17 protein-coding genes are annotated in these 16,548 nt (G+C 51.1%); 16 read left to right on the top strand and 1 reads right to left on the bottom strand.

Features of this window, described 5'->3' with window-relative positions; all coding sequences use genetic code 11:
* Positions 1–141: 141 nt before the first annotated feature.
* Positions 142–276 carry a 50S ribosomal protein L34 gene (rpmH, locus tag ACSVDI_RS00895; protein ID WP_457944046.1) on the bottom strand — a complete coding sequence of 45 codons (135 nt, stop codon included), beginning with the start codon at positions 274–276 and terminating at the stop codon, positions 142–144.
* 438 nt (positions 277–714) lie between these two features.
* Here rpmH and dnaA point away from each other — a divergent pair, with 438 nt between their 5' ends.
* The 16 genes from dnaA (at position 715) to ACSVDI_RS00815 (ending at position 16,543) form a co-directional block, all read left to right on the top strand.
* Positions 715–2,028, top strand: a complete 1,314-nt coding sequence (dnaA, locus tag ACSVDI_RS00890; protein WP_457944045.1) for a chromosomal replication initiator protein DnaA — start codon at positions 715–717, stop codon at positions 2,026–2,028.
* Positions 2,029–2,481: 453 nt separating this feature from the next.
* Positions 2,482–3,588, top strand: a complete 1,107-nt coding sequence (dnaN, locus tag ACSVDI_RS00885) for a DNA polymerase III subunit beta (protein ID WP_457944044.1) — start codon at positions 2,482–2,484, stop codon at positions 3,586–3,588.
* Positions 3,589–3,644: 56 nt separating this feature from the next.
* Complete coding sequence (locus tag ACSVDI_RS00880; RefSeq protein WP_457944042.1) at positions 3,645–3,863, top strand: RNA-binding S4 domain-containing protein; 219 nt, start codon at positions 3,645–3,647, stop codon at positions 3,861–3,863.
* On the top strand, positions 3,860–4,948 hold the full coding sequence (gene recF / locus ACSVDI_RS00875; protein WP_457944040.1) for a DNA replication/repair protein RecF: 1,089 nt from the start codon (positions 3,860–3,862) through the stop codon (positions 4,946–4,948). Before ACSVDI_RS00880 ends, recF begins: the two co-directional genes overlap by 4 nt.
* A 48-nt stretch (positions 4,949–4,996) precedes the next feature.
* On the top strand, positions 4,997–5,269 hold the full coding sequence (gene remB, locus ACSVDI_RS00870) for an extracellular matrix regulator RemB (protein WP_457944039.1): 273 nt from the start codon (positions 4,997–4,999) through the stop codon (positions 5,267–5,269).
* A 122-nt stretch (positions 5,270–5,391) separates the two neighbouring features.
* Complete coding sequence (locus ACSVDI_RS00865; RefSeq protein WP_457944038.1) at positions 5,392–5,808, top strand: hypothetical protein; 417 nt, start codon at positions 5,392–5,394, stop codon at positions 5,806–5,808.
* A 435-nt stretch (positions 5,809–6,243) separates the two neighbouring features.
* Positions 6,244–8,184 carry a DNA topoisomerase (ATP-hydrolyzing) subunit B gene (gene gyrB, locus ACSVDI_RS00860; protein ID WP_457944036.1) on the top strand — a complete coding sequence of 647 codons (1,941 nt, stop codon included), beginning with the start codon at positions 6,244–6,246 and terminating at the stop codon, positions 8,182–8,184.
* A gap of 110 nt (positions 8,185–8,294) precedes the next feature.
* A complete protein-coding gene (locus ACSVDI_RS00855) occupies positions 8,295–8,990 on the top strand; it encodes a hypothetical protein (RefSeq protein WP_457944034.1) in 696 nt (231 codons plus the stop codon).
* Between the two features lie 31 nt (positions 8,991–9,021).
* Complete coding sequence (locus ACSVDI_RS00850; protein ID WP_457944033.1) at positions 9,022–9,585, top strand: YcxB family protein; 564 nt, start codon at positions 9,022–9,024, stop codon at positions 9,583–9,585.
* A 13-nt stretch (positions 9,586–9,598) separates the two neighbouring features.
* Entirely contained in the window at positions 9,599–10,147 is a 549-nt protein-coding gene (locus tag ACSVDI_RS00845; RefSeq protein ID WP_457944031.1) for a YcxB family protein, read from the top strand.
* Entirely contained in the window at positions 10,147–12,687 is a 2,541-nt protein-coding gene (gene gyrA, locus ACSVDI_RS00840) for a DNA gyrase subunit A (RefSeq protein ID WP_457944030.1), read from the top strand. The genes ACSVDI_RS00845 and gyrA overlap by 1 nt, the downstream gene beginning before the upstream one ends.
* 15 nt (positions 12,688–12,702) lie before the next feature.
* On the top strand, positions 12,703–13,377 hold the full coding sequence (locus tag ACSVDI_RS00835) for a lysozyme inhibitor LprI family protein (protein WP_457944028.1): 675 nt from the start codon (positions 12,703–12,705) through the stop codon (positions 13,375–13,377).
* A gap of 138 nt (positions 13,378–13,515) precedes the next feature.
* Positions 13,516–14,061, top strand: a complete 546-nt coding sequence (locus ACSVDI_RS00830) for an NUDIX hydrolase (protein ID WP_457944026.1) — start codon at positions 13,516–13,518, stop codon at positions 14,059–14,061.
* Positions 14,062–14,130: 69 nt separating this feature from the next.
* Entirely contained in the window at positions 14,131–14,427 is a 297-nt protein-coding gene (locus ACSVDI_RS00825; RefSeq protein ID WP_457944024.1) for a hypothetical protein, read from the top strand.
* 428 nt (positions 14,428–14,855) lie between these two features.
* Positions 14,856–15,842 carry an ABC transporter ATP-binding protein gene (locus ACSVDI_RS00820; protein WP_457944022.1) on the top strand — a complete coding sequence of 329 codons (987 nt, stop codon included), beginning with the start codon at positions 14,856–14,858 and terminating at the stop codon, positions 15,840–15,842.
* Positions 15,839–16,543, top strand: coding sequence for an ABC transporter permease (locus tag ACSVDI_RS00815; protein ID WP_457944020.1), 705 nt, complete (start codon positions 15,839–15,841; stop codon positions 16,541–16,543). The genes ACSVDI_RS00820 and ACSVDI_RS00815 overlap by 4 nt, the downstream gene beginning before the upstream one ends.
* Positions 16,544–16,548: the final 5 nt, after the last annotated feature.

The following is a 16,548-nucleotide window of genomic DNA, read 5'->3' as shown; positions in this document are numbered from 1 at the left end:
TTCTTCCGCGGTCCGCAAAGCGGCCGCCAAGGACACCGTTCGGAAATGACTCCGTCCGGTGCTGTTGTGGTGTTGAATCATTTTTACAATTTTTACGAGTGCTCGCCTATAAAGAAAGGCCACTTTTCGTGGCCCTCCTGCTTAGTAGCTTAAACGAGCTCTGCCCTTTGCTCTGCGGCGAGCCAATACCTTGCGGCCGTTCTTTGTGGACATTCTCTTACGAAAGCCGTGCTCCTTTTGTCTGTGAAGCTTCTTAGGCTGATATGTTCTCAGCATGAAAAAATCCTCCTTTCGGGGTACAAACCTTGCAATATAGCATTATATCGTATTCACAAGCAAACTGTCAACCTTATTTTTTCCCTTGAAAGGGAAATTATGGCCCGGTTTGTAGGGAAATACGTAATGTTTCGAAAAATGGGTGTCTTACTGATTAAATATACCACAATACAGCGCAAAATAAAAGAAGGGAAAGAAAATATTCTTTCATCCTCATTTTTTGCGTTTTGTCCTGTGTGAACGTTTTCACCATAAGGTGCCAAAAAGCGGTAAATCCAAGGATGAAAAAAATAAATGATTGGGTTCTGCGGCCTGGTTCCTATACAATATAATGTAGATTTGTGAAAAAATGAAATTTGTCAAACGATTGGTTTTGTGTTAATATATATCAGTATGATTATATGTATAAATTTTTTTAAACAAAATGAGGTTTAAAGAATGGAATCCTTTACCGAGATCTGGAATCTTGTCTGCGATTACTGTAAAAAGAAAATTACCGATATTGCCTATTCAACCTGGATCAGCCGGATTGAACCTGTGAATTTGGACTTTGAGCAGGGAACCGCAGTGCTGAAGGTGCCGAACGAGCTTCACCGTCAGACCTTGACCCATTATTATATGGATCTTCTGAACGAAGCGTTTCGTCAGATTTTCGGGCAGGAAATCCAAATCCGGATCTGCACGCCGGACGAAACGGACCAGCCAAGGCAGGTGGTGGAAACACCCCCGATCAATGACGATTACGAATTTACGTTTGATACTTATATTGTGGGGCCGTCGAACAAATTTGCCCATGCAGCCTCTATGGCTGTGGCGAATAAGCCTGCCACACTTTATAATCCCCTGTTTATTTACGGAAATTCAGGGCTTGGAAAAACCCACCTTCTTTACGCAATCTGCAATGAAATCAGCCGCACAAATCCGCAAATGAATATTCTTTACATTAAGGGCGACGAGTTCACCAACGAACTGATCGAAGCCATTCGGCGCGGCACGACGGCAGAGTTCCATAACCGCTATCGGAAAGCGGACGTGCTGCTGGTGGACGATATTCAGTTCATCGCCGGCAAGGATTCGACGCAGGAGGAGTTTTTCCATACTTTCAACACACTTTATGAAGCAAAAAAGCAGATTGTTTTGACTTCCGACCGGCCGCCCAAAGACATTGCGACCCTGGAAGACCGTTTGCGCACCCGTTTTGAATGGGGACTGACGGCCGATATTCAACCGCCGGATTTTGAAACGCGCATCGCGATTGTAAAACGCAAAGCGGAGCTACTGAAAGTGGAGCTTCCGGACAATGTTGCGGAATACATAGCCAACCGGCTGAAAAACAACATTCGTCAGCTGGAGGGCGCAGTCAAAAAAATGAAGGCGTACCATCTGCTTTCCGGCGAAGGCATGACGATTGCGACTGCACAGGCCGCAATCAGCGATATCATTAACAACGACCAGCCAACGCCGGTAACCGTAGAAAAAATTATCGACGAGGTGGCGCGTACATTCGGCACGTCTGGGGACGACATTCGTTCCAGCAAACGTTCCGCAAACATTTCCAACGCGCGCCAAATCGCTATTTATGTGGTGCGTGAAATTACACAGATGCCAATGACCGCCATTGGTGAGGAATTTGGCGGCCGCGACCATTCCACCATTGTTTATGCCATTCAGCAGGTCGAAAAAGGACTGGCCCGCGATCCGAAAATCAAGGCGACCGTGGAGGATATCATCAAAAATATTCGCGACCGCTAAGCTCAGCTTTCAATTCGGATCAATCAATTCTTTCCTTTTCTTTATATTTATATATTCCTATATATATGTATCTTTGTGTTTTTTCAAGCGGCCGAAAGGCAACGCTGGGGAGATTCTTTGGATTTTTTCCAAACATCCGAAAAAGTTAACAAGTTTACAACTTTTGCACTTTTTCACATTTGCTGTGGAAACGAAAAAAATTACGTCAATCATCTTCCACAGAATTTTGCACTTTCTTTCAACATTCCCCACAGAGTTTTCAACATTGTGTTAAATACATTTTTTTAATACAAACTGTTAACAAATCCTCAACCATTTGATTTTTGGAATTGAAAGCTGTTTTTCCGCATCAATTCTGAAAAAATTGAACCTTTCAACTTTTTCGCGCTCCCTACTGCTCTTACTAAATTAAATCTTTTATTGCTTTTATAAAAGGATGCGAAGGATGAAACTATGAGAATCACATGCAACCGTCAGCAACTGAATGAAACCGTGTTGAATATTCAACGGGCTGTTTCCAGCAAATCTTCGGTTCCGGCTTTGGAAGGAATCCTTCTAAAAGCAACGGAAAACGAACTGGAACTCTGCGGTTACGATCTGGAGCTTGGTATGACCACGAAATTCGAGGCCCGCGTGGACGAACACGGCAGCGTCGTCCTAAGTGCCCGGCTGTTTGGCGACATTGTTCGCCGCCTGCCGGCGGATACGGTAACCTTATCCGTGGACGCAAAAAATATTACTACCATTACCAGCGGCCCGGCGGAATTTTCCATTGTCGGCATCCCAGCAGAAGAATACCCCGAACTGCCGGCCATCACCGGGGAAACCTCTATTAAAATCGCCAACAACGTCCTAAAAAGCATGATTCGGCAGACGATTTTCGCCGTAGCCGAAAGCGACGCAAAGCCAATTCACACCGGAACGCTGTTTGAACTGGAAAAAGGGAAAATCCGTTTGGTTTCCGTGGACGGATACCGCCTTGCCATCCGGGAGGAAGCGGCAAAATGTGAGGAGGAAACCAATTTTGTTGTTCCGGGAAAAACTTTAGGTGAAGTGCTCAAGCTCCTTTCCGATGACGACGAGGAATTGGAAATTCAGATTGGCAGACGGCATATTCTATTTCAGATCGGCAGTTACTGCGTGATTTCCCGTCTGTTGGAAGGGGAATTTCTGGATTACCGCGCCGCCATTCCCACAGCAAGCACAACAGAGATGTTCGTCAACACCCGCGCACTGATTGACAGCGTGGAACGCGTTTCCCTGCTGATTACCGACCGGCTGAAAAGCCCGGTTCGCTGCCGGTTTGAGGAAAACGAAATCAAGGTTTCCTGCTCTACGGCAATCGGCCGCGCAAACGACCAATTGGAAGCAAAAATCACCGGAAACCCGGTGGAAATGGGCTTCAATAACCGCTATCTGCTCGACGCACTCCGTAATGCAGAAGGCGACGAGGTGCGTATTCAGCTGAATGGCGCATTAAGTCCGATGAAAATTTTACCCCGTGAAGGGGATTCGTTCCTGTTTTTGGTGCTTCCGGTCCGCCTGAAAAGCGAAGGCTGATGTGTGGAACGGAACAAACTTGACAGTGAAACGAACAGAAAGAACAGGAAAAAAGAATGACAGAACAAAAAATACCGATTGATACCGAGTTTATTCGCCTGGATTCCCTGCTGAAGCTGGGTGGTGCCGTCCAAACCGGCGGGCAGGCCAAGGTTGTGGTACAGGGCGGAGAAGTGAAGGTAAACGGCGAAGTTTGCACGATGCGCGGAAAGAAAATGCGCCCCGGCGACCGCGCCGAATACAAAAACGTGACCTATGAGGTGTGTAAAGGGTGAATATCCTGCGCCTTTCGTATTCCGGTTACCGGAATCTTCTGCCCGGCGAGTTTGAGCCGGACAGCGGCATCAATGTGATTTACGGGAAAAACGCACAGGGAAAGACCAACCTGCTGGAAGCCATGTGGCTGTTTACCGGCGGGCGTTCGTTTCGTGGTTCCAAAGACGCAGACCTCATTGGTCACGGTGCACCGTACGCCGAACTGAACCTGGCATTTTTCAGTGAAGACCGCGAACAGACCGCGCGCATCCGGGTGGAAAACGGCCGGCGCAGCGCAAGCCTGAACGAGATTCCGAAGCGTTCTGCGGCGGAGTTAATCGGTACGTTCTGTGCGGTGATTTTTTCCCCGGAACATCTTTCTTTGGTACGGGAAGGCCCCGCGTTCCGCCGGAATTTTATCGATTCCGCGCTGTGTCAGATTCAACCCTCCTACGCGGCGCTGCTGACCCGGTACAATCACACGCTGGTGCAGCGAAACGCGCTGCTGAAAGATATTCCCCACCATTCCGAGCTGCTGGACACCCTTGAAGTCTGGGACGAAAAGCTCGCGCGCTGCGGCGAGGAGGTCGTGCGCGGAAGAATGGAATACATTCGACAAATCGAAGAGCCGGCCAAAACCATTTACGCCGGTATCTGTGAAAATAAAGAGGCATTCGGCCTCCGTTATGTAAAAAGCGCCGATCATCTGCGGGAGGCGCTGCGCGATTCACGGCGGGACGATCTTTATTCCGGTCATACCGGAGTGGGGCCGCACCGCGATGACCTTGAAATTACCATTGACTCCCAGTCGGCAAGGGCGTTTGGTTCGCAGGGGCAGAAACGCTCTGCAGTGCTGGCGCTCAAGCTGGCGGAAGCGGAGGTTCTGCGCCGACGCACAGGGGAAAAACCGGTGATTTTTCTGGACGACGTGATGAGCGAGCTGGATTCCGGCCGGCAGGATTACCTGCTGAACCACTTGGAAGACTGCCAGGTGTTCATGACCTGCTGCGAACCCGACACTGTCCGGCGGCTGCGCACCGGCAAAAGCTTTGAAATGCGCGCCGGCCGGCTTGTGGAACAGAGCGGCCCCAAAACCCCGAACTAAGCGCCTAAAAAACAGCCGGCACGCGGCTTGGAGGAGAAAGGGATTGTTATGTATTTGCATCTGGGACAGGACACGGTGATTAAAATCGAAGATATTTTGGGGATTTTCGATATGGAGACCTCCACCATTTCCAAAGTGACCCGCGATTACCTTGCGCGGGCACAAAAAGAAAACCGCGTGGTCAACGTTTCCATGGAAATGCCCAAGTCTTTTGTGCTCTGTTCTGGGAAAAATCAAGAAGTCACCGTCTATATCACGCAGATTTCCTCTTCTACGCTTTTGAAGCGCACCGGTTTTATTGAGGGAATCGCCAATGTTTAACACGGACACTAATCCGAAACAGATGCATCATTTCCGTAAATTTTACGCAACGGCATCTTTTTCAAAGGTTCCTCCCGGTTTCCGGGGAAAGTCCGTATAGGAAGGTTGGATCATCTGAGCTTATGAAGAAATTCGGAAAGACCGAGTGTCCCTTCTGCGGAAAAAAGATTGGAATCATCGGCGCGTGGATTTTGAAAACGCAGGGCGAGTACCACTGCACGGAATGCGGCGGTTATTCCAACATTACCATGAGCAGAGGAATTTATCCTTTTGCCGCGGTTGTGATTCTGCTGGGAATGATTCTTTTTGTTCTTCAGTTTTTTCTTATCAATACGTACAGCATTCTCTTTTTGGTGCTGCAGTTTCTACCATTTTTTGTTTTCTTTCTTTGTTCCCCATTTTTTGTGCGGCTGCAGCGTCCGCCCGTAAGAAGGCGCCCGCCCGCACCGGGAGGCCCGCCGAACCACGGGCATAAGGCGCCCCCGCATCGGGATCCGATGGAGCACACCATTGTGATGGATTCGTTCAAAAATCGATGACATGGGTGAAACGGTTAAGACCGGTTCCGAAAGGCCCGAAACGGGGAAAGGAGGATTGCAGTTGTGCTGAAGCTTCCACTCTGCCCCTACTGTGAAGCACGGTTTTTGTACCGGCAGGTACAAGAAAGCCGACATCAGAAAACAATAATCTGTCCTCATTGTAATAATAAAATTAAAATATACAGAAAGTTTGAATATGTTTTTGGTCTGTTCATGGTTTTGGCATTGATCGGACTAAACTGGCTTTTTCTGACCGTCCCCACTATGAACCTGTGGTTCCTTCTGGCGGTTACGGCAATCGGGGTCGTCGTGCTCTATTTCCTCCTCCCTTATGCCGTCCGGTTCCGGAAAACGAGGGAACGGGAAACTCATTCATAAATCTGCAAAAACGGGAATGTAAAATATACTCGGTGTAAAACAACTGGAGGGTTAAACTTGGAGTTTAGCGAAATTACTCAGGCGCAGCAAAAATATGACGCCAATCAAATCCAGGTGCTCGAAGGACTGGAAGCAGTCCGCAAGCGCCCTGGCATGTACATTGGCTCCACCGGACCGCGCGGTCTGCACCATCTGGTGTACGAAATCGTAGATAACGCGATCGACGAAGCGCTAGCCGGATTCTGCGATAAAATCGACGTGAAAATCCTGCCGGGCGACGTGATCAGCGTGCTGGACAACGGCCGCGGTATCCCGGTCGGCATTCAGCCGAAGCTGGGAATTCCTGCAGTTACGGTTGTTTACACAGTGCTGCACGCAGGCGGAAAATTCGGCGGCGGCGGATACAAAGTTTCCGGCGGTCTGCATGGCGTGGGTGCGTCCGTGGTAAACGCCCTTTCCGAGTGGCTCGAGGTGGAAGTTTTCACCGAAGGAAAACACTATTTTCAGCGCTTTGAACGCGGCAAAATTGCAACCCCGCTGGAACTGCGCGGCGAAACGGACCGCACCGGAACGCTGGTGCGCTTTAAACCGGATGCGGAGATTTTCCAGGAAACCACCGTGTACGATTACGAAACACTGCAGACCCGTTTGCGCGAACAGGCATTTTTGAACGCAGGAATCCACATTGAACTGGTGGACGAACGCGACCCGAACAACCGGATTCAGAACAACTACTGCTACCACGGCGGCGTCAGCAGCTTCGTGGAATTTATCAACAAGAAAAAGGCCGTTGAGGTCATTCACCCGGATATTATGCATTTCACGGCAGTCGCACCGGACGATTCCGCCACCGCGGAAATCGCGATGCAGTATAACGATTCCTACAACGAACTGATGCTTTCGTTTGCCAACAACATTCACACCACCGACGGCGGTACGCATGAGGATGGGTTCAAACGTGCGCTGACCCGTGTCATGAATGACTACGCGCGGAAATATAATATTCTCAAGGAAAACGATAAGAATCTGTCCGGTGAAGACGTGCGCGAAGGGTTGACGGTTATCATCAGCGTTAAGCTGAAGGAGGCCCAGTTCGAAGGCCAGACGAAAGCCCGCCTGGGCAATACGGAAATAGGCACCTTGGTCAGCAACATGATCAGCGATAAGCTGTCCACCTATTTGGAAGAAAACCCGGCGACTGCGCGTGCCATTTTTGACAAGGCGCTTGCTGCTTCCCGTGCGCGTGAGGCGGCGCGCAAGGCGCGCGATCTTGTCCGCCGTAAATCTGCGTTGGAAAGCGCTTCCCTGCCGGGCAAACTGGCAGACTGCCAAAGTCGCAACCCGGAAGAAACCGAAATTTACATCGTCGAAGGGGATTCCGCCGGCGGCTCCGCAAAATGCGGACGCGACCGGAGGTTCCAGGCCATTCTTCCCCTTTGGGGCAAAATGCTGAACGTGGAAAAAGCACGTTTGGACAAAGTCTACGGAAACGAAAAGCTGATGCCGGTTGTAACTGCACTGGGCTGCGGCATTGGGGAGGAATTCGATTTAAGCAAGCTGCGCTATGGTAAAATTATTATTATGGCCGATGCTGATGTCGACGGCTCCCATATCCGCACACTGCTGCTGACATTCTTCTTCCGGTTTATGAAGCCGCTTGTGGAGGAAGGCCATGTGTATCTGGCACAGCCTCCCCTGTTCCGCTTGACCAAGGCAAAAAATCACTATTACGCGTTCAGTGATCGGGAGCGCGACAAGCTGATGGCGGAACTCGGCAGCAATTATGAAATCCAGCGCTACAAAGGCTTGGGCGAAATGGACGCCGAACAGCTGTGGGAAACTACCATGAATCCGGCAACGCGCACCATGCTCCGTGTCGAGGTGGAGGATGCCGCGGCGGCGGATGAAGCCTTCACGATTCTGATGGGCGACAAGGTGGAGCCGCGTAAGGAATTTATTGAGCAAAACGCGAAGTATGTGCAGAACCTGGATATCTAACTGCGGAACAAAGCGCCAAAAGGCGCCAAAAAACAGCAGAACCGATTTCCAATGATGTGCTATACTGTTTGTATAAGACAATTTTTATATACTTTAAGGAGAGTTCAGAAATGAAAAAATTTGCAAACGAGCAGGATACGGCAGCGAAACCTCCGGAACCCCAGGGGGAACGGGCCCCCGAGGAAGCGGAACAACAGGTGCCGGGTGCCGGCGAATTCGACTCGGAAGAGTCGGAAGAGGAAACCGAAGGCGTGGAGTGGGACGGCTCCGAAGCAGAGCTGGTTGCCGATGAAGGTGCGGCGGAATATGAGGAATACAACACCGGAATCGCGCTTCATTACACGCTGAAAGAACAGGAAATTTTTCCTGTTTTGGTCAAGACGCAGTACACACAAAAGCGGATTGCGCTTTCCGTGTTTGCGGCGGTGCTTGGCTTGGTACTCGGCGTGTATTATCTGTTGCAGGGCGCTGCCGGGCGCGGTGGATTTACCTCGCTTGGAATTGTTTGCCTGCTTTTGGTAGTTCTAGTTGTTCCATCCCCCCTGTATCATTTGCGAAACTCAGCGAAAGCCGCGGCGGATGGAAAGGAAATCCGGATTAAAATCTATCCGGACCACCTGGAAATGGGTTTCCGCCCCGGGGAGGAAATTCCGCTCGACGGAACGATCCAGCGGTTGACCATGAAGGGCTTAATGGTTCTTTACATAGGCAGCCAGATCGTCATTCTTCCGCTCCGCTGCATTGAACCGGCAGTTCTGCCGGAAGTTCAGGCCATGCTGTTTGCCGGAACCCGGCCGGTAAAATAAAGGATGCGACAGAACGCAGGAAAGGAAACGTATGCCGACATTTTACGAAGGAGAGCCAATGGAAGCGCTGGAACAAACCATCCGCGCCGAAGATTACGCGTCCGCGTTTTATGCGGCGGTCAGCACGGCTTCCCTGTGGAACCGCAGGGAAATTAAGGCGGGTATCTGCGCCACGCTGGCGGTGTTCTGCGCTTCCATCATTCCGGTGTACCGCATGAAGTTTTCCACATTCTTTGGTCCAATTTGTGGAATTCTTGCGTTTCTGGGTCTGGCAGTCGTATTTTTCTTTCTGCAGCCCGCCGACATCAAAAACGGCGCGAAACGGGCGTTTGATTCCAACCGGCTGCTGGCTCTGCCGCAGAAAGTGCGCATTTACCGCGACAGCATTGTGGTGGAAAGCGAACGGGAATGCTTTACCGAATACTGGACGGATTTTGCCCGATGTGTGGAAATCCCCGGCCTGGTTGCCTTGGTGGGAGGGCGGGAACGCTTCCTGCTGATTGTGAAAAAGGACGGGCTGGACGCGGCGCACCGGGAGATGCTCTCCGCTTTCTTTGCCGATGCGTTCGCTTCCCGGTATCAAAAATTCGGCTGAAGGAGGAACCCTGTTGGAAAATTCCGTTTCCGTCAGTTTTTTGGTAACCAAATCGGATTACGCCGATTTTAAAACCGCGGCGGCCAAGGCATGCATGAAAAAGGGTTTGCTGAACGGACTGCGCGGCGCAGGCTGTGCGATTGTGTTTGCCGCGCTGGTGCTGCGTGCGTTCTTCAGCGCCGGATTTACCCAAAATGTGCTTTACACCCTAATTGCCGTGGCCGGTGTGCTGGTTGGGGTGTTCTGCGATGTTATGATCCATTCCTTTGCGCGCTGGCGCGCATTTGCTTATTACGAAGCGAACCGGGAACGGTTTACTGCCCAAAACGCCGGGTTCGGGGAACAATCCGTACAGATTTCCACCGACCGCTACCGGGCGGATATTCCCTATGAATTTCTGAACAGCGCCTATGAAGACGCCAAGGTATTTCTTTTATACACCGGAATCGACGAAGTAAAGTTTGTTCCGAAACGGTCGATGAGCGAGGACGAGTGCGAACAGGTTCGGGCCGTCCTGAAAAAGAAGCTGAAGGAAAAATATCATCAGGAAGGTGCCCACTAATGGATGAACAATTTGAGGAAAAAATAATTAACGTGGATCTGGAAAAGGAGATGAAAAAATCCTTTCTAGAGTACTCCATGTCCGTTATTGTGTCGCGCGCGTTGCCGGATGTGCGCGACGGCTTGAAGCCGGTACACAGAAGAATTCTTTACACCATGTTTGAAAACGGACTTTCGCCGGACAAGCCATACCGCAAATGCGCTGACACCGTCGGTTCCGTGCTGGGCCGGTACCATCCGCACGGCGACGCCTCCGTTTACGATGCGTTGGTGCGTTTGGCACAGGATTTTTCCATGCGTTATATGCTGGTGGACGGGCACGGCAACTTCGGTTCCGTGGACGGCGACCCGCCGGCTGCCTACCGTTATACCGAGGCCCGCATGAGCAAGATTGCCGTGGAAATGCTGGCGGACATCGACAAGGATACGGTGGATTTCACGCCAAACTACGACGACCGCCTGAAAGAACCCACCGTGCTGCCAAGCCATTTCCCGAACCTTTTGGTCAATGGTTCCACGGGTATTGCCGTGGGTATGGCGACCAATATTCCGCCGCATAACCTGGGCGAAGTCATCGACGGGGTGTGTACCCTGATTGATCATCCGGACGCCACGCTGGATGACCTGATGCAGAGCATTAAAGGGCCGGACTTCCCGACCGGGGCCATTATTATGGGCCGCTCCGGAATCCGCGCCGCTTACGCAACCGGCCGGGGCCGCATTACCGTGCGCGCCCGTGCCGAAATTGAAGAGGAAAAGAACGGCCGCTTCCACATCATTGTGACTGAGCTGCCGTACCAGGTGAACAAGGCGCGCCTGATTGAAACGATTGCCGACCTGGTCAAGGATAAGCGTTTGGATGGTATCTCCAACATTGAGGACCACTCCGACCGGCAGGGAATGCATATCGTCATTACGGTAAAGCGCGACGCTTCCCCGCAGGTGATTTTGAACCAGTTGTATTCTTATACCCAGATGCAGACGACTTTCAGCGTGAACATGCTTGCCATTGTGAACGGGGAACCGAAAACACTGACGCTGAAAGAAATTCTTCAGGAATACATCAACTTCCAGGAAAGCGTTGTCCGCCGCCGCATTCAGTTTGACCTGAGAAAAGCAGAGGAACGCGCGCATATTCTGGAAGGATTGAAAGTTGCCGTCGATCATATCGACGAAGTGATTCAGATTATCCGTTCCTCTGCTTCCATTGCCAACGCAAGGGAACGCCTGACCGAGCGTTTCGGACTGGATGACCCGCAGACGCAGGCGATTGTGCAGATGCCGCTCGGCCGCTTGACCGGATTGGAACGGCAGAAGCTGGAGGATGAGCTTTCCGCCCTCCTCGTGAAAATCGCTGACTTTAAAGATATTCTAGCGAACGAGGGCCGCGTGCTTGCCATAGTCAAAGAGGAAGCCATCGCGGTGAAAAACAAATTTACCGATGAACGCCGTACCGAAATTGCCGCCATCAGCGGAGAGGTCGACATTGAGGATTTGATTCCTCAGGAAGAGTGCGTGTTGACCCTGACGAACTTCGGCTATGTAAAGCGCCAGCCGACGGATACCTACCGTACCCAGCGCAGGGGCGGGCGCGGCGTGAGCGGCATGGCACGCCGGGAAGAAGATGTGGCCAGCGAAATGTTCGTTATCAACAGCCACGACTACGTCCTGTTCTTTACCAACTACGGCCGCGTATACCGGCTGAAATGCTATGAAATTCCGGAAGGTTCCCGTACCAGCAAGGGCATGAACATCGCCAACCTGCTGCCCATTGCGCAGGACGAGCGCGTGACCTCCATGATCCGCGTACCCGAATTCGACGAGGAAAGCTATCTGGTTATGGTTACCCGCAACGGCGTTATCAAGCGTACCAGCCTGAGCGCCTATGATACCGCACGTAAGGGCGGCATCATCGCGATTGATTTGGACGAAGGCGACGAGCTTTCTTGGGTGCGCCGGACCGACGGCAAGACCGAACTGTTGATTGCCACACGCTTGGGCATGGCAATCCGGTTTGCGGAAACGGATGTACGCCCCATGGGCCGCACGGCACGCGGCGTAAAGGCGATTACCCTGAAAGACGGCGACACCGTAGTGGGCATGAGCTCCCTGCGGGAGGGCGGCTTGGTGCTGACGGTTTCCGAAACCGGCTACGGCAGGCTTTCCCCAATTTCCGATTACCGCATTCAGTCCAGAGGCGGCAAAGGCCTGCTGAATTATCACGTTGAAAAATACGGATGCGTTGCGGGCATCAAAGTAGTTAACCGCGACGATGACATCATTTTGATTGCTTCCGACGGCATCATCATCCGCATTCCGGCAGATTCCATCCGCGAATGCTCACGTCCGGCGAAGGGCGTTCTGCTCATGCGCCTGAACGAAGACAGCAAAGTAGTCACACTGGCTCGCACCGCCCATGAAGAAGGCGAAGAGCAAGACGAGCTTCCGCCGGATGAAGGCGACGCGGATGCAGATGCCGGAACCGAAGCGGATGAGGACGCGGAGGAAACCACCGAGACGGAAGAAACCACACAAGAATAAAGGAGGAACTGACGGATGAAAAGCGGAAAGATACTCAGCACAGTACTAGTACTCACAATTTTAGCATCAGCGTTGGCCGGCTGCGGGTTTAACCAGAATAAGGGTGAAGGCAGCAGTGCGGTCGTTTCCAGCCAAAGTACTCCCAGCTCCGCGCCGGAAAGCGGAACTTCCGCTTCGGAATCCGCCTCTTCCCTCTCTTCCGTGGCGGGAGTATCGTCTTCGCTTCCGAACCAGCCGACCACTTCCCAGAATGGCCCGGTCATTCCGGTGCAGACGGACGATAAGGAATTCAATGAAAAATTTGCCCAGAACCCCATTGATAAAGCCTATATCAAGGACTCTGCAAAAGCGGTTTCCACCGTGGATATGGTCAACGTTTCTAACAAATACGCGGTTTACTGGCAGATGGAGATTGGCCACGCCTATTCCGAATTGACCAACCACATGAAAACAGATTCCAGCGATAAGCCGAAACAGCTCACCGAGGAACAGAAAAAGTGGGAAAGCAGCAAGTCGGACGCGCTGAAAAAAATCAGCGAGGAAGAACAGGCTACCGGCGGCAGCATGGCACAAGTGAACGCAGCCTCGCAGGTGATGGATTTTTACCGCACCCGCGCTGCACAGATTTACCGTGAGCTGTATGAGTACGACAAGAACTATACTTACGCTTACAGCGAGAATAAAAAATAAGGTGGATTCTTATTTGTATTCACGAAGCCTTTGTTAGGTCCAAATACCATGCGGTTTTCATGGACGCAGAAAATCGGACAAAGGGTCGCACCAAATGGGAAACAAACATTTCAGAACAATCCGTGAGGAGTAATAACAATGGAGTTCATGGAAAAAACGCTGGAAGAGAAAGAATATTACAAAGGCCGTGTGCTGCGGTTCCATGTGGATAAGGTGGAACTGCAGAACGGGAAAATTTCCACGCGCGAATGCATTGACCACCCCGGCGGATGCTGCGTGGCGGCCCTGACGGAACAGAACGAACTGCTTTTTGTGCGTCAGTACCGTTACCCGTACCATGAGGCGCTGTTGGAGCTGCCTGCCGGAAAGCTGGAACCCGGCGAAGACCCGTTTGAGGCAATCAAACGCGAACAGCGCGAAGAAACCGGTACTACGGGAACCGGTTATCAGAACATGGGAAAGCTGTACCCCTCCCCCGGTTACGGAAATGAAATTATCTACCTGTATGCCTGCCGGGTCGCCTCTTTCGGGGCGGATGACCCGGATGAAGACGAATTTTTGCAGTTGGAACGCATCCCGGTGAAAAAGGCCGTGGATATGGTTATGAATAATGAAATTACTGATGCAAAAACACAGGTTCTTATTTTAAAAACGGCCCGTCTTCTGGAGCAGGGGAAAATCTGAACGGCGCGGTTCCTTTGGCAAGGCCGATACAAAGTTTGAAGATTGATTTCAACAGGGAGATGACCGGCGGTGAAATGGCTGAAAAAATTCGGAGTGTCGGAAGAACATGGGAAACGCCTGATGTTTTATCTGGCTCTTTTGGTAGCGGCAGCTTATTTTGCCTTTACCAGCCCTGAAAATGCGTGGCTCGCCATCGGCCTCTGCGCGGGCATTGTTGTTGCGGTGCTTTTGGAGATCATTCAGCGCGCAAAGGAACGAAAGCAGCAAAAGTTTTCCACTAAAAATCAGGAAACGGTGGAAAATCCGCCGAAGGAACCCAACATCAACGAAAACAGGCAGGAAGAGCCGGACCATCAAAAGGAATAAATCTCCGGGCGCCAAGGAAATTTCTTGCGGCGTCCGTTTTGTTTTTTTCTGGGATTTTAGCAGAAATTTCGGGAAGAAGCGGCAAAAAAATTGCGGTGACCGGCATGTTCACAAGACCATCACCTAAAATTTATAAAAAACCGTGGGATTCTTAAAAGAAAGTTTACAATTTACGGAAATCAAATTGTTAAAATAAAATAGACTTGAAATAAGCTATGTTCTTTTTTGTGCATATTCCATGATCCGAAAAACAATCCGAAAAAATCACGTCGGGTGGCTTTGCGCGGTCTTTAGAAAAGCCTTTCCGGGCGGATTTTTCTATTTTGAAGCGGATATTTTCGGCCGTGGCCCCATGGTAAGTTGTCATGTTGTGCTTCGGCCGGACAGGCTGCCGGAAAAGAACGGCTAAAATACAGGAGGGACGCAGGATGATTGAGGTGAAGAACCTCTCAAAGCGATATGGTCAAAATGTCGCTTTGAACAATATCAGTTTCTCTGTGGATGAAGGCACAGTTGTCGGTTTTTTGGGACCGAACGGCGCCGGCAAATCGACCACAATGAACATTATTACAGGGTATCTGTCGGCAAGTTCCGGCGTGGTAACGGTAGGGGGATACAATACACTTGACAACCCCAATGAAGTGAAGCGCTTAATCGGCTATATGCCGGAAATTCCGCCGCTTTACCCCGACATGACGGTTCGGGAGTACCTGAACTTTATGTATGAACTGAAAAAGGTCACGCTTCCACGTGAAAAACATATCCGGGAAATCTGCACGCTGGTGCGTATTAACGACGTATACAACCGGCTGATTGCAAACCTTTCCAAGGGCTACAAGCAGCGCGTCGGCATTGCCCAGGCTCTGCTCGGCAACCCTCCTGTTCTGATTTTGGACGAACCCACGGTTGGTTTGGACCCGAAGCAGATTATTGAAATCCGCAACCTGATTAAAGGGCTCGGCAAAAAACACACCATTATCCTCAGCTCCCATATCCTGCCGGAAATTCAGGCGGTATGCGAGCGAATTATAGTCATCAACAAGGGCAATCTGGTGGCCGACGGTACACCGGACAGCCTGGCCCATAATCTGAGCACGGAGCATAAGGTGATTGTGCGCATGGCGGGCGATGAAAAGGAAATTAAGGCCGGGCTGAAAACACTGAAAAACGTAGTAAGCGTCGAAAGCTTTGGCGAAAAGGAACCCGGCGTTTATGAGCTTTCCGTGGAAGCACGCGAAGGCACCGACCTGCGTCGTGATTTATTCCATTTTGCTGCGAAGAAGGATTGGCCGATTCTGGCCATGCGCAATACCGACCTTTCGCTGGAAGACGTCTTCCTGCGCCTGACCAGCGCGTCTTATTTGCGTGACAACGCGGCGCTTCAGGGCGCTATGAAAGGAGGAGAGTCCGCATGAAAGCAATTCTGAAACGGGAATTGAAAGCGTATTTCTACTCCCCCATCGGGTACGTATGCGTTGGCGTTCTGGTACTGCTTTACGGCTATTATTTTTACCAGGTCATGATGCTGCGTTCCTCTTCTTATATTGCGAATGTTTACGGTACCATGTTCATGTGGAGCATGATGTTTATTCCGATTGTTACCATGAGAAGCTTCAGTGAGGAAAACAAAAACCGCACGGATCAGGCGCTTTTGACCGCGCCGGTCGGGGTCACTTCGATTGTGTTGGGCAAATTCCTCGCAGCGTTTCTGGTGTTTGCTTTTGCCACCCTGGAAAGCCTGTTGCCGGTGCTGGTAATTGGATTGTTCTCATCCCCCAGCTGGCCGCTGATTTTCGGCAACCTGTTCGGGGCCCTGCTGTACGGTGCTGCCATGGCTTCCATCGGCGTGTTTCTTTCTTCCCTGACACAGAGCCAGGTGGTTGCAGCGGTTTCCACCTTCGGTGTTTCCATTCTGCTGCTTGTGATCGATCAGATTTCTAGCCTGGTCACCTCGCCGGTAGTGCAGAAGCTGATTCAGTGGATTTCGTTCAATTCGCGTTACTCTGCCTTTACCAAAGGCACGTTCGATATTTCCAGCCTTGTGTTCTTTTTGAGCGTGATCGCGGTTTTTGTTTTCCTGACCGCCCGAAAGCTCGAAAGCAGAAGATGGAGCTAAGGGGG

The organism is Caproiciproducens sp. LBM24188, assembly GCF_054130445.1.
Note: the sequence above shows the minus strand (reverse complement) of the source record. Positions and strands in the feature narration are given on the sequence as shown.

Excerpts from the sequence above, each read along its gene's own strand:
- rpmH (WP_457944046.1), bottom strand. The coding sequence starts at position 276 with ATGCTGAGAACATATCAGCCTAAGAAGCTTCACAGACAAAAGGAGCAC.
- dnaA (WP_457944045.1), top strand. The coding sequence starts at position 715 with ATGGAATCCTTTACCGAGATCTGGAATCTTGTCTGCGATTACTGTAAA.
- dnaN (WP_457944044.1), top strand. The coding sequence starts at position 2,482 with ATGAGAATCACATGCAACCGTCAGCAACTGAATGAAACCGTGTTGAAT.
- ACSVDI_RS00880 (WP_457944042.1), top strand. The coding sequence starts at position 3,645 with ATGACAGAACAAAAAATACCGATTGATACCGAGTTTATTCGCCTGGAT.
- remB (WP_457944039.1), top strand. The coding sequence starts at position 4,997 with ATGTATTTGCATCTGGGACAGGACACGGTGATTAAAATCGAAGATATT.
- ACSVDI_RS00865 (WP_457944038.1), top strand. The coding sequence starts at position 5,392 with ATGAAGAAATTCGGAAAGACCGAGTGTCCCTTCTGCGGAAAAAAGATT.
- ACSVDI_RS00855 (WP_457944034.1), top strand. The coding sequence starts at position 8,295 with ATGAAAAAATTTGCAAACGAGCAGGATACGGCAGCGAAACCTCCGGAA.
- ACSVDI_RS00850 (WP_457944033.1), top strand. The coding sequence starts at position 9,022 with ATGCCGACATTTTACGAAGGAGAGCCAATGGAAGCGCTGGAACAAACC.
- gyrA (WP_457944030.1), top strand. The coding sequence starts at position 10,147 with ATGGATGAACAATTTGAGGAAAAAATAATTAACGTGGATCTGGAAAAG.
- ACSVDI_RS00835 (WP_457944028.1), top strand. The coding sequence starts at position 12,703 with ATGAAAAGCGGAAAGATACTCAGCACAGTACTAGTACTCACAATTTTA.
- ACSVDI_RS00830 (WP_457944026.1), top strand. The coding sequence starts at position 13,516 with ATGGAGTTCATGGAAAAAACGCTGGAAGAGAAAGAATATTACAAAGGC.
- ACSVDI_RS00820 (WP_457944022.1), top strand. The coding sequence starts at position 14,856 with ATGATTGAGGTGAAGAACCTCTCAAAGCGATATGGTCAAAATGTCGCT.
- ACSVDI_RS00815 (WP_457944020.1), top strand. The coding sequence starts at position 15,839 with ATGAAAGCAATTCTGAAACGGGAATTGAAAGCGTATTTCTACTCCCCC.